Source organism: Aeromonas sp. s12, assembly GCF_040907925.1.
In the GTDB taxonomy this organism is placed as follows: domain Bacteria; phylum Pseudomonadota; class Gammaproteobacteria; order Enterobacterales; family Aeromonadaceae; genus Aeromonas; species Aeromonas veronii.
On record NZ_JBFOCT010000035.1, the window covers coordinates 1 to 15795 of the forward strand.

Annotated in this window: 13 protein-coding genes and 4 tRNA genes; 6 read left to right on the plus strand and 11 right to left on the minus strand. The window is 60.1% G+C overall.

What is annotated here, in order from left to right:
* The 7 genes from AB5Y67_RS17300 to rsmC all read right to left on the minus strand — a co-directional run bounded on the left by AB5Y67_RS17300 (window position 1) and on the right by rsmC (window position 4460).
* Window positions 1-83: transfer RNA gene (locus AB5Y67_RS17300), tRNA-Leu, on the minus strand.
* A 46-nt stretch (window positions 84-129) separates the two neighbouring features.
* Window positions 130-215: transfer RNA gene (locus AB5Y67_RS17305), tRNA-Leu, on the minus strand.
* Window positions 216-259: 44 nt separating this feature from the next.
* Window positions 260-345 (minus strand) — tRNA-Leu (locus AB5Y67_RS17310).
* Between the two features lie 53 nt (window positions 346-398).
* Window positions 399-484 (minus strand) — tRNA-Leu (locus AB5Y67_RS17315).
* 128 nt (window positions 485-612) lie between these two features.
* Window positions 613-2073, minus strand: a complete 1461-nt coding sequence (gene glgA / locus AB5Y67_RS17320) for a glycogen synthase GlgA (RefSeq protein WP_199428086.1) — start codon at window positions 2071-2073, stop codon at window positions 613-615.
* Complete coding sequence (gene glgC / locus AB5Y67_RS17325) at window positions 2063-3280, minus strand: glucose-1-phosphate adenylyltransferase (RefSeq protein WP_219295510.1); 1218 nt, start codon at window positions 3278-3280, stop codon at window positions 2063-2065. The genes glgA and glgC overlap by 11 nt, the downstream gene beginning before the upstream one ends.
* A gap of 151 nt (window positions 3281-3431) precedes the next feature.
* Window positions 3432-4460, minus strand: coding sequence for a 16S rRNA (guanine(1207)-N(2))-methyltransferase RsmC (gene rsmC, locus AB5Y67_RS17330; protein WP_199428087.1), 1029 nt, complete (start codon window positions 4458-4460; stop codon window positions 3432-3434).
* A 280-nt stretch (window positions 4461-4740) separates the two neighbouring features.
* On the opposite strand from rsmC, the gene dapA reads away from it, so the two are divergent.
* The gene (dapA, locus tag AB5Y67_RS17335) at window positions 4741-5613 is read left to right on the plus strand and encodes a 4-hydroxy-tetrahydrodipicolinate synthase (protein ID WP_043820620.1); all 873 of its coding nucleotides are present in this window, start codon (window positions 4741-4743) and stop codon (window positions 5611-5613) included.
* Between the two features lie 78 nt (window positions 5614-5691).
* Here dapA and AB5Y67_RS17340 read toward each other — a convergent pair whose 3' ends face one another.
* Window positions 5692-6660, minus strand: coding sequence for an inorganic triphosphatase (locus AB5Y67_RS17340; protein ID WP_199428088.1), 969 nt, complete (start codon window positions 6658-6660; stop codon window positions 5692-5694).
* Between the two features lie 169 nt (window positions 6661-6829).
* Here AB5Y67_RS17340 and AB5Y67_RS17345 point away from each other — a divergent pair, with 169 nt between their 5' ends.
* Entirely contained in the window at window positions 6830-7510 is a 681-nt protein-coding gene (locus AB5Y67_RS17345; RefSeq protein WP_005340244.1) for a TIGR00153 family protein, read from the plus strand.
* Between the two features lie 25 nt (window positions 7511-7535).
* Window positions 7536-8801: an inorganic phosphate transporter gene (locus tag AB5Y67_RS17350; protein WP_005343043.1), complete on the plus strand. Its 1266-nt coding sequence runs from the start codon at window positions 7536-7538 to the stop codon at window positions 8799-8801.
* Between the two features lie 94 nt (window positions 8802-8895).
* Here AB5Y67_RS17350 and AB5Y67_RS17355 read toward each other — a convergent pair whose 3' ends face one another.
* Window positions 8896-11352, minus strand: coding sequence for a bifunctional aspartate kinase/homoserine dehydrogenase II (locus AB5Y67_RS17355; RefSeq protein ID WP_199428089.1), 2457 nt, complete (start codon window positions 11350-11352; stop codon window positions 8896-8898).
* The gene (gene metB, locus AB5Y67_RS17360; RefSeq protein WP_199428090.1) at window positions 11352-12524 is read right to left on the minus strand and encodes a cystathionine gamma-synthase; all 1173 of its coding nucleotides are present in this window, start codon (window positions 12522-12524) and stop codon (window positions 11352-11354) included. Before metB ends, AB5Y67_RS17355 begins: the two co-directional genes overlap by 1 nt.
* A gap of 205 nt (window positions 12525-12729) precedes the next feature.
* Here metB and metJ point away from each other — a divergent pair, with 205 nt between their 5' ends.
* The 3 genes from metJ (at window position 12730) to AB5Y67_RS17375 (ending at window position 14240) form a co-directional block, all read left to right on the plus strand.
* Window positions 12730-13053 carry a met regulon transcriptional regulator MetJ gene (metJ, locus tag AB5Y67_RS17365; RefSeq protein WP_005340251.1) on the plus strand — a complete coding sequence of 108 codons (324 nt, stop codon included), beginning with the start codon at window positions 12730-12732 and terminating at the stop codon, window positions 13051-13053.
* Window positions 13054-13094: 41 nt separating this feature from the next.
* Entirely contained in the window at window positions 13095-13829 is a 735-nt protein-coding gene (locus tag AB5Y67_RS17370) for an AraC family transcriptional regulator (protein WP_199428091.1), read from the plus strand.
* Window positions 13830-13901: 72 nt separating this feature from the next.
* On the plus strand, window positions 13902-14240 hold the full coding sequence (locus AB5Y67_RS17375; protein WP_199428092.1) for a tRNA-binding protein: 339 nt from the start codon (window positions 13902-13904) through the stop codon (window positions 14238-14240).
* A gap of 71 nt (window positions 14241-14311) precedes the next feature.
* Here the strand turns inward: AB5Y67_RS17375 and AB5Y67_RS17380 are convergent, their stop codons facing one another.
* A complete protein-coding gene (locus tag AB5Y67_RS17380) occupies window positions 14312-15583 on the minus strand; it encodes an aromatic amino acid transport family protein (RefSeq protein ID WP_088870226.1) in 1272 nt (423 codons plus the stop codon).
* Window positions 15584-15795 lie beyond the last annotated feature (212 nt).

Genomic DNA, 15795 nt, shown 5'->3' on the forward strand with positions numbered 1-15795 from the left:
TGCGAAGAGAGGGACTCGAACCCTCACACCCGGGGGGCACTAACACCTGAAGCTAGCGCGTCTACCAATTCCGCCACCTTCGCACATTCGGGTTTCCAGTCTGGATTTACATGCTGTCTGGATAAAGCATGGTGCGAAGAGAGGGACTCGAACCCTCACATCCGTGGGACACTAACACCTGAAGCTAGCGCGTCTACCAATTCCGCCACCTTCGCACATTGTGTTACCAGTTTTGATTTACATGCTGTCTGGAGAAGCATGGTGCGAAGAGAGGGACTCGAACCCTCACACCCGGGGGGCACTAACACCTGAAGCTAGCGCGTCTACCAATTCCGCCACCTTCGCACATTCGGGTTTTCTAGTTGGATTTACATGCTGCTGAATCAGCATGGCAGTATTGGTGCGAAGAGAGGGACTCGAACCCTCACATCCGTGGGACACTAACACCTGAAGCTAGCGCGTCTACCAATTCCGCCACCTTCGCATCACTGCGGAGGGGGATTCTATAGAGTTTTGGGGGAGCGTCAACAGCCAAAGGGGACTTTTTTCGCTGTTGACGCTCAAAGTGAAGCCAAGGGTACAAAACTTCAGCAATTAGCTGACGTTTGGCATTCAGTAACGGCCCAATGCGCTCTGATACATCCGTTCATACTGGGTGACCGAGTCAGGCCAGTTGAAGCGGGTGCTCATGGCATTGCGCTGTACCTTGGTAAAACGCTCTTTGTCCTGCAGGAAATAGAGCAGGCTGCGGCGCATGGTATCGAGCAGGATGGCGGCAGTCGGATCGTTAAAACAGAAGCCGGTGGCATGCTCGGGATCGGCATCCCAATCCACCACGGTATCTTTCAGACCACCCACGGCGCGCACCAGTGGCAGGGTGCCATAGGCGAGACTGTACATCTGGTTGAGGCCGCAAGGCTCGAACAGAGAGGGCATCAGGAAGAAGTCGGCACCGGCTTCGACCAGATGGGCCAGCCGATCGTCATAGGTGTTGATGAAGGCGAGCTTGCCCGGATAATCCCGGGCCATGGTTTGCAGTTGCGTGGCGAGCGCAGGATCGCCAGAGCCGACGATCACCACTTGTACCTGATGGTGGAGGAATTTCTCCAGCGCAGGGAGCAGCAGGGGAACGCCCTTTTGCTCGGTCAGGCGGCAAACCATGCCGTAGATGGGCAAGTCCGCCACGGCCAGCCCCGCTTCCTGCTGCAGGCTCTGTTTGCAGATCTGTTTGCCAGCCATGTTGTCGATGCTGTAGGTCGCAGGCAGGAATTCGTCGAACTCCGGATCCCAGTCTTTGTAGTCGCAGCCGTTGAGGATGCCGCAGAGATCGGCCGCCCGTTGCTGGAAGATATGCGCCATGCCGTGGGCGCCGAGGTGAGTCAGCAGCTCCTGGGCATAGTTGGGGCTGACCGCATTGATCTTGTCGGCGTAGAGCACCCCGCATTTGAGCAGATTGACGTGGCCGTAGTCGTAGTTGATGCGGCGTTCGTAGTCGGCGATCTCGGGCATGGCCCAGAACTGCTCGCGGCCAAACACCCCCTGAAACGCCGCATTGTGAATGCTGATCACGCTGCGGGTCTGCTGGAAGAAGGGGTTGTGAGCGTGACGGGTTTTCAGCAGCAGTGGCAGCAGGCCGGTGTGCCAGTCATTGCAGTGGGCGATATCCGGGGCAAAGCCAAGCTGCTCGCAGGCATGGAGGGCCGCGGCCGAGAAGAAGGCAAAGCGCTCGCCATTATCCGGATAGGCCTGATTGTTCTCGGCGTAGAGCTGGGGACGATCGAAATATTGCGGGCAGTCGAGCAGATAGACGCAGACGCCATCCAGCTCCATCTGGTAGATGCGATAACCGATATCCGGCAGCCCGGGGTGGGTTGGCAGCCAGCGTGACGCCACCAGTCTGGCCTCATCCCGTCGCTTTATCGTCTTGTAGAAGGGCAGCATGATCCTGACATCATGTCCCTTCTGGGCCAGGTACATCGGCAGGGCTCTGGCGACATCGGCCAGGCCCCCGGTCTTGACCAGCCCCTCAACTTCCGAGGCAACAAACAGGATTTTCAGTGGGTTAATAGCCAACTCTTGCTCCCTTAGGTACCACCACGATACCGCCTTCGGATACGGTAAATCGCTCTCTATCGTGGTCCAGATTTTCACCGATAACGGTGCCGGGCGCAATTTCAACGTTTTTATCAATGATGGCGCGCCGGATGGAGCACCCTTCACCAATCTTCACATCCCCCAGCAGCACGGATTCACTGATGTGGCTGCAGGGGCCGATATTGCAGCGGAAACCGAGGATGGAGCGCTGGATCTGGCTGCCCTGAATGAAGCAACCGGCGGAGATCAGCGAGTTGGCGATCTTCACCTTGCACTCGTCGCTGTCGATGAAGGTAGCAGGCGGCAGCGCCGGATAGTGGGTGTGCAGGGGCCACTTGCGGTTATAGAGGGAGAAGGGGGGATTGTCGGCCACCAGGTCCATGTGCGCTTGCCAATACGAGTCGAGGGTGCCCACATCCCGCCAGTAGACGTGCGGTTTCTCGCCGGGGATGACGTTGGTGCTGTAGTCATAGACATAGACGGGGGCGCGCGGGTAGAGGCTCGGGATCACATCCTTGCCAAAGTCGTGGCTGGAGTTCTCCTCCGCGGCATCCCGCTTCAACTCGCGGCAGAGGGCATCGGTCTCGAAGATGTAGTTGCCCATGGAGACCAGCGCCTGGGTCGGATCGCCGGGAATGTGCTTGGGCTGCTTCGGCTTTTCCTGAAAGCCGATCATCCGCCCTTCGGTATCTACCTCTATCACCCCGAAGGCGCTCGCCTCTTCGATGGGCATGCGCAGGGCGGCGACCGTCATAGCGGCGTTCTTCTGCTTGTGGAAGGTGACCATCTGGCTCACATCCATCTTGTAGATGTGGTCGGAGCCGAAGATGCAGACATGATCCGGTTCGGCCCGCTCGATAAAGCCGAGGTTCTGGTAGATGGCATCGGCGGTGCCGTCATACCAGCGTTTGCCCATCCGCATCTGGGCCGGGATGGGATCGATAAAGCGGTCGGTGATGCCGACAATATTCCAGCCCTTCTTCATGTGCAGGTAGAGGGACTGAGATTTGAATTGGGTCAGTACATAGATGCGCAGAAAGTCGGCGTTGACGAAGTTGTTGAGGACAAAGTCGATCAGCCGGTAGCTGCCACCGAAGGGGACGGAAGGCTTGCTGCGGGTGGTGGTCAGAGGCTGCAGGCGAGTACCTTCGCCACCAGCCAGGATCATGGTCAAAATGCCTGCCATCGTATTTCTCTCCCTGAATTAACAACATGAAAAGGTTTTCAATGTTCGGTATAAAAACACCCCTAAAGGGGTGGTTTTTATCGTGTGCTTAATACCTTATCAGATGCCGGATGGCGCTCTCTAGCTGTTTTATTGTGCTGCTTACACTTATTTACATTTTGCTCAGATAGACCTTGAATTTGGCATCACTGCTGATCACTTCAGTCCGTTTGAAGTGTGTCTCCAGTATAGGCTGGTAGCGCAAGAAGGCGTTGGCAACAATGGTCAGCGAACCATTTGGCAGCAAAAATTCCGGCGCCTTGGCCAGGAACTGCTCGGTTGCCGCATAGAAGGTTTTGAGACCCGCATGGAATGGCGGGTTGGAGACGATGTGCTGGAAACGGGTGGAGACATCCGAATAGACATCGGAAGCGGTGACCTTGCCCTGCAGACCGTTGATCGCCAGGGTGCGGCGGCTTGATTCGAGTGCCAGTGCGCTGATATCCACCATGTTGACCCGCAGAGCCGGATTGCGCTTGGCCAGCACAGACCCAATCACCCCGGCGCCACAACCGAAATCGAGCAATTCGCCCGTCATCGGCGGCACGGCGGCCAGCAGCATCTGGGTGCCGAGATCCAGCTCGGCGGCGCTGAAGACGCCTGGCAGCGCCAGTACGGTCAGCTCGGTATCACCGGCCTTGCACTGATAGCGGCCAAACCAGCTATCCAGATCGAACGGGGCGACCGGTTTGCTCAGCTCACCATGATAGAGGGAGCAGCGGCGGGCCGAGTCACGTTTGACCGGCTTTTCGCCATAGGGGGCCAGCAGCTTGTCGGCGCCATTGATGCCGCCGCGGTTTTCACCGGCGAGAAACAGGTCGGCACCCGCTTCCAGCAAGGGGGTCATCATGGCCAGCAGGTATTGTGCCTCGGCCTTGGCTTTGGGCATCAGCAGCAACAGGGCATCGAAGCGGGGGGCGCCGCCGAGCTGGTGGTCGAACAGGATAGCCTCGCCGAGGGCGGCCTGCTGGCTGCGGTAGTAGCAGTAATCGGTGGTAAAGACGGTCAGGGTCTGGGCCAGGCTCGCCAGCTGGCGGGGGTAGTCATCCTCCAGCGCGCCGCAGACAAGTAGCCGCTTGCCGACAAAGAGGGCTTGGTTTCGTTCCAGCATCTGGCTGACGGCACTGATTGGGCTGCTCATCGGGTCTCTCCACGCAATTTTGGGCGGCCATTATACATAGCCCCTTTCGCCTTGACATTTATGCCGTGTTCCCGAAATATGCCCAGACACCATTTTTTGACCAGAGATGACGAAATGCGGTTCAACGGGTTGAAACGAAAGCACAAAAAAAGCCTGAAATTCGGGCCTGCCGACGTTCGCGCGTAACCTCTCATCCCTGAGAAGCTTCAAACCCCGGTTGCGCACATCGTACCGGGGTTTTTTATTGCCATATGCGCGTCATTTAGGAGAAGGAGATCCCATGTTTCAAGGTTCAATCGTTGCGTTGATCACCCCGTTTCGACAGGGAAAGCTGGATGAAGAGGCGCTGCTGCGTCTGGTGGAGTGGCATATCGAGCAGGGTACTCACGGCATTGTGCCGGTAGGTACCACGGGCGAAAGTCCGACCCTGACCCACGACGAGCACTGCCGGGTGGTGGAGCTGGTGGTCAAACAGGTCGCTGGCCGTATTCCGGTGATTGCCGGAGCGGGCTCCAACAATCCGGTCGAAGCCATCGAGTACACCCTCCATGCCGAGCGGGTGGGGGCCGATGCCACCCTGCATGTGGCCGGTTACTACAACCGTCCCAATCAGGAGGGGCTCTACCACCACTTCAAGGCGGTACACGATGCCACCGCCAAGCCGATCATCGTCTACAACATTCCGCCGCGCGCCATCGTCGACGTGCAACCCGCGACCCTGGCCCGTCTGGCCGAGCTGCCGCGCATTGCCGGGGTGAAAGATGCCACCGGCGATCTGGCGCGCCCCTGGACCGAGCGCCAGCTGATCAAAAAGCCCTTCGCCTGGCTCTCTGGTGAAGATGCCACGGCTGTGGCCTATAACATCGGCGGCGGTCAGGGCTGTATCTCTGTGACCGCCAACGTGGCCCCCAAGCTGGTAGCCGAGGTGCAGAACCTCACGCTGGCGGGCAAGTGGCAAGAAGCGCGTGAGCTGCAAGACAAGCTGATTCCGCTCCATCAGGCGATGTTTGCCGAGCCGAGCCCGGCCGGTGCCAAATATGCCGCTTCCCTGCTCGGTTTCTGCAGCGAAGAGTGTCGCCTGCCGGTGATGCCACTGTCGGAAGCGACCCGCGAGCGCATTCGCAGCGCCATGCAGCAGCTCAACCTGCTGTAGTGCAAAACGGGTGAGCCAAGGCTCACCCGTTTTGTTTTTGGCTTTTGTTTCTGGCCTTTATTTACGACATCCCCCCACTCAGGCCGCGTGATGTAGCCAGGCAGCGATGGCCAGTTGCAACTCGACATACGCCGGATAGAGGAAGAGATCGGCAAGCTCGGCAGGCCACTCGTCATGCTCGCCCGATTGGGCTTGCAGATGGGCTTGCAGGTTGGTCAGGGCGGGCAGCCAGAGCACTGGTTGTGGCAGTGCGGCCGCATTGTGGGCGACCAGATCGATCCCTTGGCACAGGGCCGCGAGTGCCTGCTGTTGAATGCCTTTATCCTGAGGATGCTCCAGCCAAAGCTGCTCGTGATGCTGCCAGTGACGCAGCCCCTCGCTGATCCCTGTCATGCTTTCAATATCTTCACTCGCGACCAGTGCCTGCAGGGCCAGCGGTTTGCCAAGACCAGCCAGTCGATAGCCACGTTGTGCCTTGGATTGGGCGCCAAGGCGCAACCCGCCGAGCTTGGCGAGGCGTTGGGCCAGTGCAAACAGCGCCGCGGTAGCGCCTGATTTGAGCTCCAGTTCCAGCTCGTTGATGGTGGTGCTGCCCTGACTGCCGACTATCTCTCCCTGATCCCAGGCCAGCTCAATCTCGGCCCCCTCGAAGGCGATCAGCCAATGGCGGCGCAGGAAGTCGGTGCGAAACTGGGCGACCAGCTGTTGCTGAATGTGGTCGCGCTCGGTCAGAGTCGGCCAAATCTCATCGGGAAAGGCCGAGAGGGTCGGCAGATCGCCGCTCACGGGGGTGTTGTACTCGGGTCTGGCGTGCAGGCCGCCCACCACCTGGCCGCGGCATTTGATGGTCTGTTCGGTGAAGGCATCGCAGCGGCGGATCCGCAGTCCCATCTCCAGCTGGCGCAGAGCCAAGGTCGGCGTATCGAAATAGACGTTGCCGAGCTGCTGTTGTGATGATTCTTTAATCTCAAGAGAATTCAGCAGGTTGGATAACTCGGGTTGAATGTCGCGGGCGACAAAAAACTTTATCTCGATCTCAGTTTGCATAGTCATTCCGGGCTGGCAGGCAACTTTGGGGGGCAGGATTCGGGTCGCGGGGATATAATGCCCGCGAGACGACTAGATTAATTCGCGGTTTAATTGAGGGCGCAGTTCGGTTACCATGCGCGCCTCATAAAATCGTATCGAGTGTTTTTTCACCGACACAGGTTTGGCCATGCCAGTAAATACTATTTTGGGGCTTTTTGCCAAGTCCCCCATCAAGCCGCTGCAGAAGCATATCGTCAAGGTTCACCAGTGCTCCCAGCAGTTGGTTCCCTTCTTTGACGCCGTTGCCGAAGACCGTTGGGAAGATGCCGAGAAGATCCGGCAGCAGATCGCCCAGCTGGAAAAAGAGGCAGATACCCTCAAGCGTGAAATCCGTCTGAAACTGCCTCGCGGCCTGTTCCTGCCGGTTGCACGTACCGACCTGCTGGAGCTGTTGACCCAGCAAGACAAGATTGCCAACCGTGCCAAGGATATTTCCGGCCGCATGCTTGGCCGTCGCATGGAGTTCCCCGCCGAAATGCGGACGGATTTCATGGCTTACCTCAAACGTTGTATTGATGCGACCGCTCAGGCCGAGAAAGCGATCGGGGAGCTCGACGAGCTGCTCGAGACCGGCTTCAAAGGACGGGAAGTGGAAATGGTTGCCGAGATGATCCACCAGCTGGATCTGATCGAGGACGATACAGACACCATGCAGATCGGACTGCGCCAACAGCTGCAAGCGGTTGAGCACAATTACAATCCGATCGATGTGATGTTCCTTTACAAGATCCTCGAATGGGTAGGTGACCTGGCAGATCAGGCCGAGCGCGTAGGCGCCCGTCTGGAACTGATGCTGGCTCGTTCGTAATCGACTGACTGGGTAAACACTACTAATGGACATTATCGCGAATTACGGCACCACTCTGGTGCTCGTGGCGGCCTTGTTCGGCTTTTTGATGGCTTGGGGCATTGGCGCGAATGACGTGGCCAACGCCATGGGAACATCGGTCGGCACCAAATCCCTGACCATCCGTCAGGCGATCATCATTGCCATGATCTTCGAATTTGCCGGTGCCTATCTGGCCGGTGGCGAAGTGACGGCCACCATCCGTAACGGCATCATCGACAGCAATGCGTTTGTCGACAGCCCGGACCTGCTGGTGCTCGGCATGATCGCCTCTCTGCTGGCGGCGGGCGCCTGGTTGATCCTCGCCTCCTACTTCGGCTGGCCCGTCTCTACCACTCACTCCATCATCGGCGCCATCGTCGGTTTCGCTGTGGTGAGCATTGGCCCGGAAGCGGTGCAGTGGAGCAAGTTTGGTGGCATCGTCGGCTCCTGGGTCATCACCCCGGCCATCTCAGGTGTCATCGCCTACTTCATGTTCATCAGCGTGCAGAAGCTTATCTTCAACACCGATGATCCCCTGAACAACGCCAAGCGCTATGTGCCGTTCTACATGTTCCTGACTGCGCTGGTGATCTGTCTGGTGACCATCAAGAAGGGGCTGACCCACGTCGGTCTGCACCTGAGCGATGGCGAGGGCATTCTGCTATCCATCGCCATCTCCATCGCAGTGGCGTTTGCCGGCTGGATCTACATTCGTGGCCAGAAGTACAACCCGCAGGATGACAGCAAGATGCACTTCGCCAACGTGGAGAAGGTGTTCGGCATCCTGATGGTGATCACCGCCTGTGCCATGGCCTTTGCCCACGGCTCCAACGATGTGGCCAACGCCATCGGCCCGCTCTCTGCGGTGGCCTCTATCGTGGCGTCCGGTGGCGAGATTTCCAGTCAGGCTGCCATTGCCTGGTGGATCCTGCCCCTTGGCGGTATCGGTATCGTAATCGGTCTGGCGACCATGGGCGAGAAGGTGATGGCGACGGTCGGTACCGGCATCACTCACCTGACCCCGAGCCGTGGTTTTGCTGCCCAGCTGGCCACTGCCGCGACCGTAGTGATTGCCTCCGGTACCGGTCTGCCCATCTCCACCACCCAGACTCTGGTCGGTGCTGTGATGGGTGTCGGTCTGGCGCGCGGCATTGCGGCGCTGAACCTGGGGGTACTGCGCAACATCGTGGTCTCCTGGATCATCACCCTGCCTGCCGGTGCTATTCTGGCTATCGCGATCTTCTACGTGCTGCAGGCCTGCTTCTCCTAATCGAAGCGGCATTCAGCAAAAAGCCCGAGTCATCGACTCGGGCTTTTTTTATTGTGCGAGGGAGCGGAGGTGCTGCCCCCTTTGCATATCAGCCTTAGAGGCTGGCGCAGATCTGCCACAGATCGTACTGGATAGCGGCGGCGGTCACTTCCCGACCCGCCCCCGGCCCCTGGATCACCAACGGGTTGGTGCGGTAGCTGTCGCTCTCGATGGCGAAGATGTTGTCGCACGGCAAGAGGTTCGCAAACGGGTGGTGGGGCTCCAGCGCCTCCAGTCCGACTCGTGCCTTGCCGTCATGCTCAAAGCGGGCGACGTAGCGCAGCACCTTGCCGAGGCGCTTGGCCCCTTCGAAGGCGGTCTGGATCGGGCCATCCAGCTCTTTCAGTCTGTCCATGAACTGATCGGCAGTCACCTTGCGCAGCGTGACGGGCACCAGATTCTCCAGTTCGATATCGGCGGAGTCGAGCTCGAAGCCCGCTTCCCGTGCCAGAATAAGCAGCTTGCGACGCACATCTTGACCGGAGAGATCTTCGCGGGGATCCGGTTCAGTCAGACCGTGCTGCCATGCTTCGTCCACCAGCTCGGAGAAGGGGCGAGTGCCGTCATACTGCTGGAACAGCCAGGAGAGGGTGCCGGAGAAGATGCCGGAGACCCCCTGAATGCGGTCGCCGCTCTGACGCAGCATCTGGATGCTGGACTGGATTGGCAGCCCGGCGCCCACGGTGGCGTTGTAGCGCCACTGCACCTGGTGGTCGCGACAGGTCTGTTTGATGCGCTGGTAGAACTCGCTGTCGGCAGCACCGGCAAACTTGTTGGCGGCGATGATATGAATGCCGAGCTGGGCAAAATCCGGATAGTAGCGGCTCACCGTTTCGCTGGCGGTCATGTCCAGCGCAACCAGCGCATCGAAGCCGTGCTGTTCAAGCTGGGAGAGCAACTCCGGCCAGATCAGCGGCTTGGGATTGAAGTTGTCCTGTACCTTGAGGGGGTTGAGCCCCTCTTCATCGAGCAGGCCCCCTTCCGAGCTGAACACCCCGTAGAGGGTGAGCGCCAGATTGAGCTCATGTTCGAGCCGTGCCTTTTCGCGGGCGTAGAGGCTCAGCCAGTGGCCGCCGATATTGCCCTTGCCGAACACCACCAGTCCGACCCGGGTCGGGCGGCTGAAGAGGGCGCTGTGCAGGGCAATGAGCAGCGGCTCCAGCACTACCTGACGCAGCACGGCCACCAGACTCAGGCCATCTCGGGCCACCTGGACGAACTCCAGCGGTTGATCTGCCAGCAGCTGATAGAAGCGGTGACACTGTTCTGCGTTGTCGGTGACCCCGGCACCGACCAGCGCAACCAGACTGTACCCCTCCTTCTGGATGAGGCCGGTGAAGCTCCCTTGCAGCTGGAAGTCGCGCAGCAGCTCGAAGGCGCCTTGTGCCACCTCGAGGGTGTAGGCGAGGCGCAGGATCCGGCGATCCGGCTGGCGCTGCAGGGTGAGCGGGTTGAGACGGTGACGGGCCAGATGGGCCTCGATGGTGGCCACCGTCTGTTCATAGTTGGTCTGCGGCAGCACCTTCAGCTCAATGAGGGCGATCTGATCCACCGAGGAGACGATGCGAGCTCCGCCGGAGCGGGGAGCGCGGCGCAGGATGTGGGTGCAGCCCTCATCCGGGTTGTAGCTGCAGCGCAGGGTGAGGCGCTGGCGGCTGTCGGCTACCGGTTGCAGGGTGCGCGAGTGCAGCACCGAGGAGCCAAGGCGGGCCAGCTCGTTCGCTTCCGCGAGGCTCAGGCGCTCCAGCAGACGCGCCTCCTTCACCCGGCGCGGGTCAGCGCTGTAGACCCCGGCCACGTCGCTCCAGATGGTGGTGGATTCGCCGTCCGCCAGTAGCGCCAGCAGGCTGGCGCTGTAGTCGGAGCCGTTGCGACCGAGCAGCAGGGAGCGCCCCTCCATGTCGGCGGCGATAAAGCCGGTTACCACGATGCGACCGGCATGCTCGGCCAGTCGCGCCTTGAGCAGTTCGCTGGAGAGCGCAGTATCCACCTTGACCAGAGCGCCATCCTCGGCGCGCAGGAAACTGCGGGCATCGAGCCAGATAGCCTTGTCGCCTCGGCTGGTGAGCAGGGCCGCCAGCAGGCGCGCCGACCACACTTCGCCAAAAGCGAGCAGGCCGTTGCGGGCGAAGCGATCAAACTGCCCCTCAAGCGTCTTGGCGATCAGTTGCATGTCGTCGGCCAGCTGCTTGCTCAGATCGAGCTGCAGTTCACCCTCCAGCAGGCCGTCGATCAGGCTCTGCTGATAGGCCTGCAGGGCGGAGATGGCTTCACCGGCGGCTTCGTCCCCCGCTTCGGCCAGCTCCACCAGCTGGATCAGCCGGTTGGTGGTCTTGCCAGCGGCGGAGACCACGATCAGTTCATCCCCGCCCACCTGCTGTTCAACGATACTGGCGACCCGGCGATAACAGACCGGATCCGCCAGACTGCTGCCACCAAACTTGTGGACGTGACGTCGCTTCAATCCTGCTTCTGCTGCCACCGCGATCTCTCCTTGTTGCTGCTGTTCCATTACTTCGCTACCTGTTCTGCCTGCTGCGCCTGTTCAAAAGCCTGAGCCAGATCGGCCACCAGGTCTTCACCGTGTTCAATACCGACCGACAACCGCAGCAGCTGGGCGCTGATGCCTGCTGCCTGCTGCGCCGCCGGGGTCATGGCCCTGTGGGTCATGCTGGCCGGATGGGCCACCAGACTCTCCACCCCGCCGAGAGATTCGGCCACCGAGAAGAGGGTGAGGGCTGCGAGGAAGGCGCGAATGCCCGCCTCGCTGCAATCGAGTTCAAAACTTAGCATGGCGCCGAAGCCGGACTGTTGACGGCGCGCAATATCGTGGCCCGGATGGCTCGGCAGGCTGGGGTGATAGATGCGTTTCACCAGCGGCTCATGTTGCAGGAAGGCGAGGATGCGATCGGTATTCTCCTGATGGGTACGCAATCTGGGGGCCAGAGTGCGCAGGCCGCGCAGGGTGAGGTAGGAGTCGAACGCCCCGGAGGTGAGCCCCAGACAGTTAGCCCACCACACCAGGGAGTCGGCCAGTGCCGCCTCCTTGGCAATCGCCACTCCGCCCACCACGTCTGAGTGACCGTTAATGTACTTGGTGGTGGAGTGCACCACCACATCGGCACCGAGTGCCAGGGGTTGTTGCAGCAGGGGGGAGAGGAAGGTGTTGTCCACCACCACCTGCGCACCTGCCTCGTGGGCGGCGCTGGCGATGGCGCTGATATCCACCACCCGCAGCAGCGGGTTGGAGGGTGTCTCGACCCATACCAGCGCTGGCTTTTGCGCCAGTGCGGCGGCCAGTGCGGCCTCGTCACCCTGATCGACAAACTGCACCCGGTAGTGGCCCTTGGCCGCCAGATACTCAAACAGACGCCAGGTGCCGCCGTAGCAGTCGTGGGGGGCGAGCAGCAGATCCCCCGCCTTGAGCAGGGCGGTGGTGACCAGATGGACGGCCCCCATGCCGGTGCCGGTGACCACGGCGCCAGCGCCCCCTTCCAGCGCCGCCAGCGCGTCTGCCAGATTGGTGCGGGTCGGATTGCCGGAGCGGGCATAATCGTATTGACGGGGCTCGCCAAAGTCGGCAAAGGTGTAGTTGCTGGAGAGGTAGATGGGGGGCACCACGGCACCGTGCTGTGTGTCTGTCTCAATCCCGGTGCGAACCGCCAGGGTGGCCTTGTGGGTCATATCACTCTCCTTGATGTCTCTTCACACGCCGGCATCTTGCTGCCACGCGCCATCCCGCCATTGCGGGCTCATGGTCAACCACACTACGTCAGCTTAAGAAAGCCGTCAACACTTCCAGACGTCTAAATGGCTTTGCTGTTGGATTGCCATTAATTTCCTTAAGGGTTAAAATCCGCGCTCACGGCTAAATGAGAACAGGTGAGTCATGGGAACAGAGTGGAACGGCGACTACGTCAGCCCCTACGCGGAACACGGTAAGAAGAGCGAACAGGTCAAGAAGATTACCGTCTCGATCCCGCTCAAGGTGTTGAAAGTGTTGACCGATGAGCGCACCCGCCGTCAGGTGAACAACCTGCGTCATGCGACCAACAGCGAGCTGCTCTGTGAAGCCTTCCTGCACGCTTTCACCGGCCAGCCGCTCCCTTGCGACGAAGATTTGCGCAAGGATCAACCGGACAGTGTCCCGGCCGAAGCGCGCGCCATCATGGAAGCGCTGGGCAAAGAGATCGAAGATTTCGACAAGGAATAACCCCCAATGACGCGGCCCTGGCCGCGTCATTGCTATCTGCCATGTCCCGCTTCAGCCTGCGCCACTATCACCACCAAGTCTGCAGCCATAGCCACGACTTTGCCCAGCTGGTGATCCCCCTCGACGGCCCCCTCGAGATCGAGGTGCAGGGCCGGGGGCTCAGGCTTGCCCCCGGTTCTGCCTGCGTCATCGCCCCCGGTGAGCGACACGACTATGCCGCCGATCCCGCGCTTTCGTTTCTGGTGCAGGAGAGCGACTGGCTACCCGGCGATCTGGCGGCTTGCCCCTTTATCGAGCTGGATGAGCCCCAGCGCCACTACCTCGCGTTTCTGCACCGCATGGTGGCCGAAGGGCGGCAGGTGGCGGGCATGGAGCAGGTGTGGCTCTCCCTGCTGGCGGAAGGGCAGGGGATGCAGAGCGCAGCCATTCCACGCCTTGCCGCCCGCATCCTCAAGGTGCAACGCCATATCGAGGCCAACCTCGCCACCCCGCTGACCAATCAGCAACTCGCCGCCATCGCCTGCCTTGGCCAGAGCCAGTTCAAGCTCGCCTTTCGCCAGCAGTTGGGGGTGAGCGTCTCCCACTACATTCGCAGTCGGCGCATGGCGCTGGCGCGCACCCTGCTTGCCGGTACGCAACTGCCCGTTGGCGAGATTGCCAGCCGCTGCGGCTACCAGAATCAGGGGGCCTTCGGCGAGCGCTTCCTGGTCGAGACCGGGCTCACTCCGTCCCTCTGGCGCCAGCAAAACGGCCACCTGCCGCAACGAAACGGCTGATCGCCGAAGACGAGATGCTCTCTTTGGGCCATGCTGCGGGTCATGCAAGGTGCACGATAAACAGGAGCCAAAATGGAGACGATTAGCTGGCAGGATTTCGAGATGGTGGAGCTCCGGGTGGGCACCCTGGTGCGGGTCGAGCCGTTCCCCGAGGCGCGCAAACCGGCCTACAAGGTGTGGGCGGATTTTGGCCCCGAACTGGGGATACGCAAGAGCAGTGCCCAGATCACCGCGCTCTACCAGCCAGAGCAGCTGGTGGGCCGCCAGATCATCGCCGTAGTCAACTTCCCGACCAAACAGATAGGGCCGTTTCAGTCTGAATTTCTGCTGACCGGTTTCTACCGGCCGGATGGCGCCGTAGTGATGGCTATCCCCGAACGTGTGGTAGAGAACGGCGCCAAGCTGGGCTGAGTTCACACCCGAACAGAGACAAGAGAGGCGACCCTAGGGTCGCCTCTCTTTTTGTTATCTGCTGCGAGTCATTACTTCAACAGGCTGAAGATCAGCGCCGATACTGCCAGCGAACCGGTCAGCAGGATAAAGCCGTTGGTCCAGCCGTGACGGAAGCGGGCCAGCGCCTCCACCTTGTAGATGGCAATCACCGGCATGATAAACAGGATCATGGCGATGACCGGGCCGGAGAGGGTCTCCATCAGCCCCAGAATGCCCGGGTTGATGACGGCGGCACCCCAGATGGCGAAGAACATCAGGGCGATACCCAGCTTGTCCGCCTTGGCCAACGGCAGGCCGGTGGGCTTGGCGATCAGGCTTTTCAGGCTTTCACGGGCACCGAGGAAGTGGCCGAGGAAGGAGGAGCTGATGGCGATAAAGGCAATGAGCGGCCCCAGAGTCACGATCACCGGGTTGTCGGTGATGTTGGCGAGATAGGAGAGCACCGAGACGTTCTGGGCCTTGGCTTCAGCCAGCTGGGCTGGCGAGAGGCTCAGCACGCAGGAGAAGACGAAGAACAGCACGAAGCCCACCAGCATTACTGTGGTGTTGCGCAGGATCAGGCCGCTCTTGGCTTCTGCCTGCTCGCCATATTCACGACGCTGCACGTTGGCAAAGCCGGAGATGGCGGCGGCGTGGCTGAAAGCGAACACGGTGACCGGCAGTGCCAGCCAGACGGTATTGAGGAAGCTGACCCCTTCAAACGCGGTCACTTCCGGCCATTGCCACTGGGGAATGAGGTAGCAGGAGAGGGCCGCCAGAATGGCCGCCAGCGGATAGACCATAAAGGCGAAGGCGCGCAGCATCGCTTTCTCACCCGCCAGCATCACGGCGATCATGGCAAATACCAGCACGCCGGAGAGCATCACCCGATCCGGGGTCGCCATGCCGAGCTGGTTGACCATGAAGCTCTCCACCGTGTTGGTCAGCCCGACCCCGTAAATGAGCAGGATCGGGAAGATGGAGAGGAAGTAGAGCGCCGAGATGAGGCGACCGGCCATCTTGCCGAAGTGCTCCTCCGCCACTTCGGTGAAGTCGGCGTGGGGGCGTGACGATGAGAGCACGAAGCGCGCCAGTCCGCGGTGGGCCAGGAAGGTCATGGGACCTGCCAGTACAGCGACGATGACGAGAGGCCAGATGCCGCCCAGACCCAGATTGATAGGCAGGAACAGGATACCGGCCCCAACGGCGGTGCCAAACAGACTGATGACCCAGTGGGTGTCGTGACGGCGCCAGCGGGTGGTGCTGGACGTGGTGGAGCAGGAACCGGATAGCTCCTTGGTAGCCTCTACAGATAAACTCATTACTAATTCACTTTTTGTTAGTGTTTTAATCTGAGTTCATTGTGGTTTATCGGGATTTAATTCTCAAAAAGCGAGACTGAAACATATCACTGCCATTGTGGGGTTTAGCCAGCGAGATTGGGAATGGAATCTGGTTCACAGAATGGAACAAAACTGATATTGGTGATTTTTGTGAAATATAAAACCAAAATTTGATCTGCTATCATTTTTTT

Excerpts from the sequence above, each read along its gene's own strand:
- AB5Y67_RS17370 (WP_199428091.1), top strand. The coding sequence starts at position 13,095 with ATGTCCCGCTTCAGCCTGCGCCACTATCACCACCAAGTCTGCAGCCAT.
- rsmC (WP_199428087.1), bottom strand. The coding sequence starts at position 4,460 with ATGAGCAGCCCAATCAGTGCCGTCAGCCAGATGCTGGAACGAAACCAA.
- metJ (WP_005340251.1), top strand. The coding sequence starts at position 12,730 with ATGGGAACAGAGTGGAACGGCGACTACGTCAGCCCCTACGCGGAACAC.
- AB5Y67_RS17345 (WP_005340244.1), top strand. The coding sequence starts at position 6,830 with ATGCCAGTAAATACTATTTTGGGGCTTTTTGCCAAGTCCCCCATCAAG.
- metB (WP_199428090.1), bottom strand. The coding sequence starts at position 12,524 with ATGACCCACAAGGCCACCCTGGCGGTTCGCACCGGGATTGAGACAGAC.
- dapA (WP_043820620.1), top strand. The coding sequence starts at position 4,741 with ATGTTTCAAGGTTCAATCGTTGCGTTGATCACCCCGTTTCGACAGGGA.
- AB5Y67_RS17380 (WP_088870226.1), bottom strand. The coding sequence starts at position 15,583 with ATGAGTTTATCTGTAGAGGCTACCAAGGAGCTATCCGGTTCCTGCTCC.
- AB5Y67_RS17340 (WP_199428088.1), bottom strand. The coding sequence starts at position 6,660 with ATGCAAACTGAGATCGAGATAAAGTTTTTTGTCGCCCGCGACATTCAA.
- AB5Y67_RS17350 (WP_005343043.1), top strand. The coding sequence starts at position 7,536 with ATGGACATTATCGCGAATTACGGCACCACTCTGGTGCTCGTGGCGGCC.
- glgC (WP_219295510.1), bottom strand. The coding sequence starts at position 3,280 with ATGGCAGGCATTTTGACCATGATCCTGGCTGGTGGCGAAGGTACTCGC.
- AB5Y67_RS17355 (WP_199428089.1), bottom strand. The coding sequence starts at position 11,352 with ATGGAACAGCAGCAACAAGGAGAGATCGCGGTGGCAGCAGAAGCAGGA.
- AB5Y67_RS17375 (WP_199428092.1), top strand. The coding sequence starts at position 13,902 with ATGGAGACGATTAGCTGGCAGGATTTCGAGATGGTGGAGCTCCGGGTG.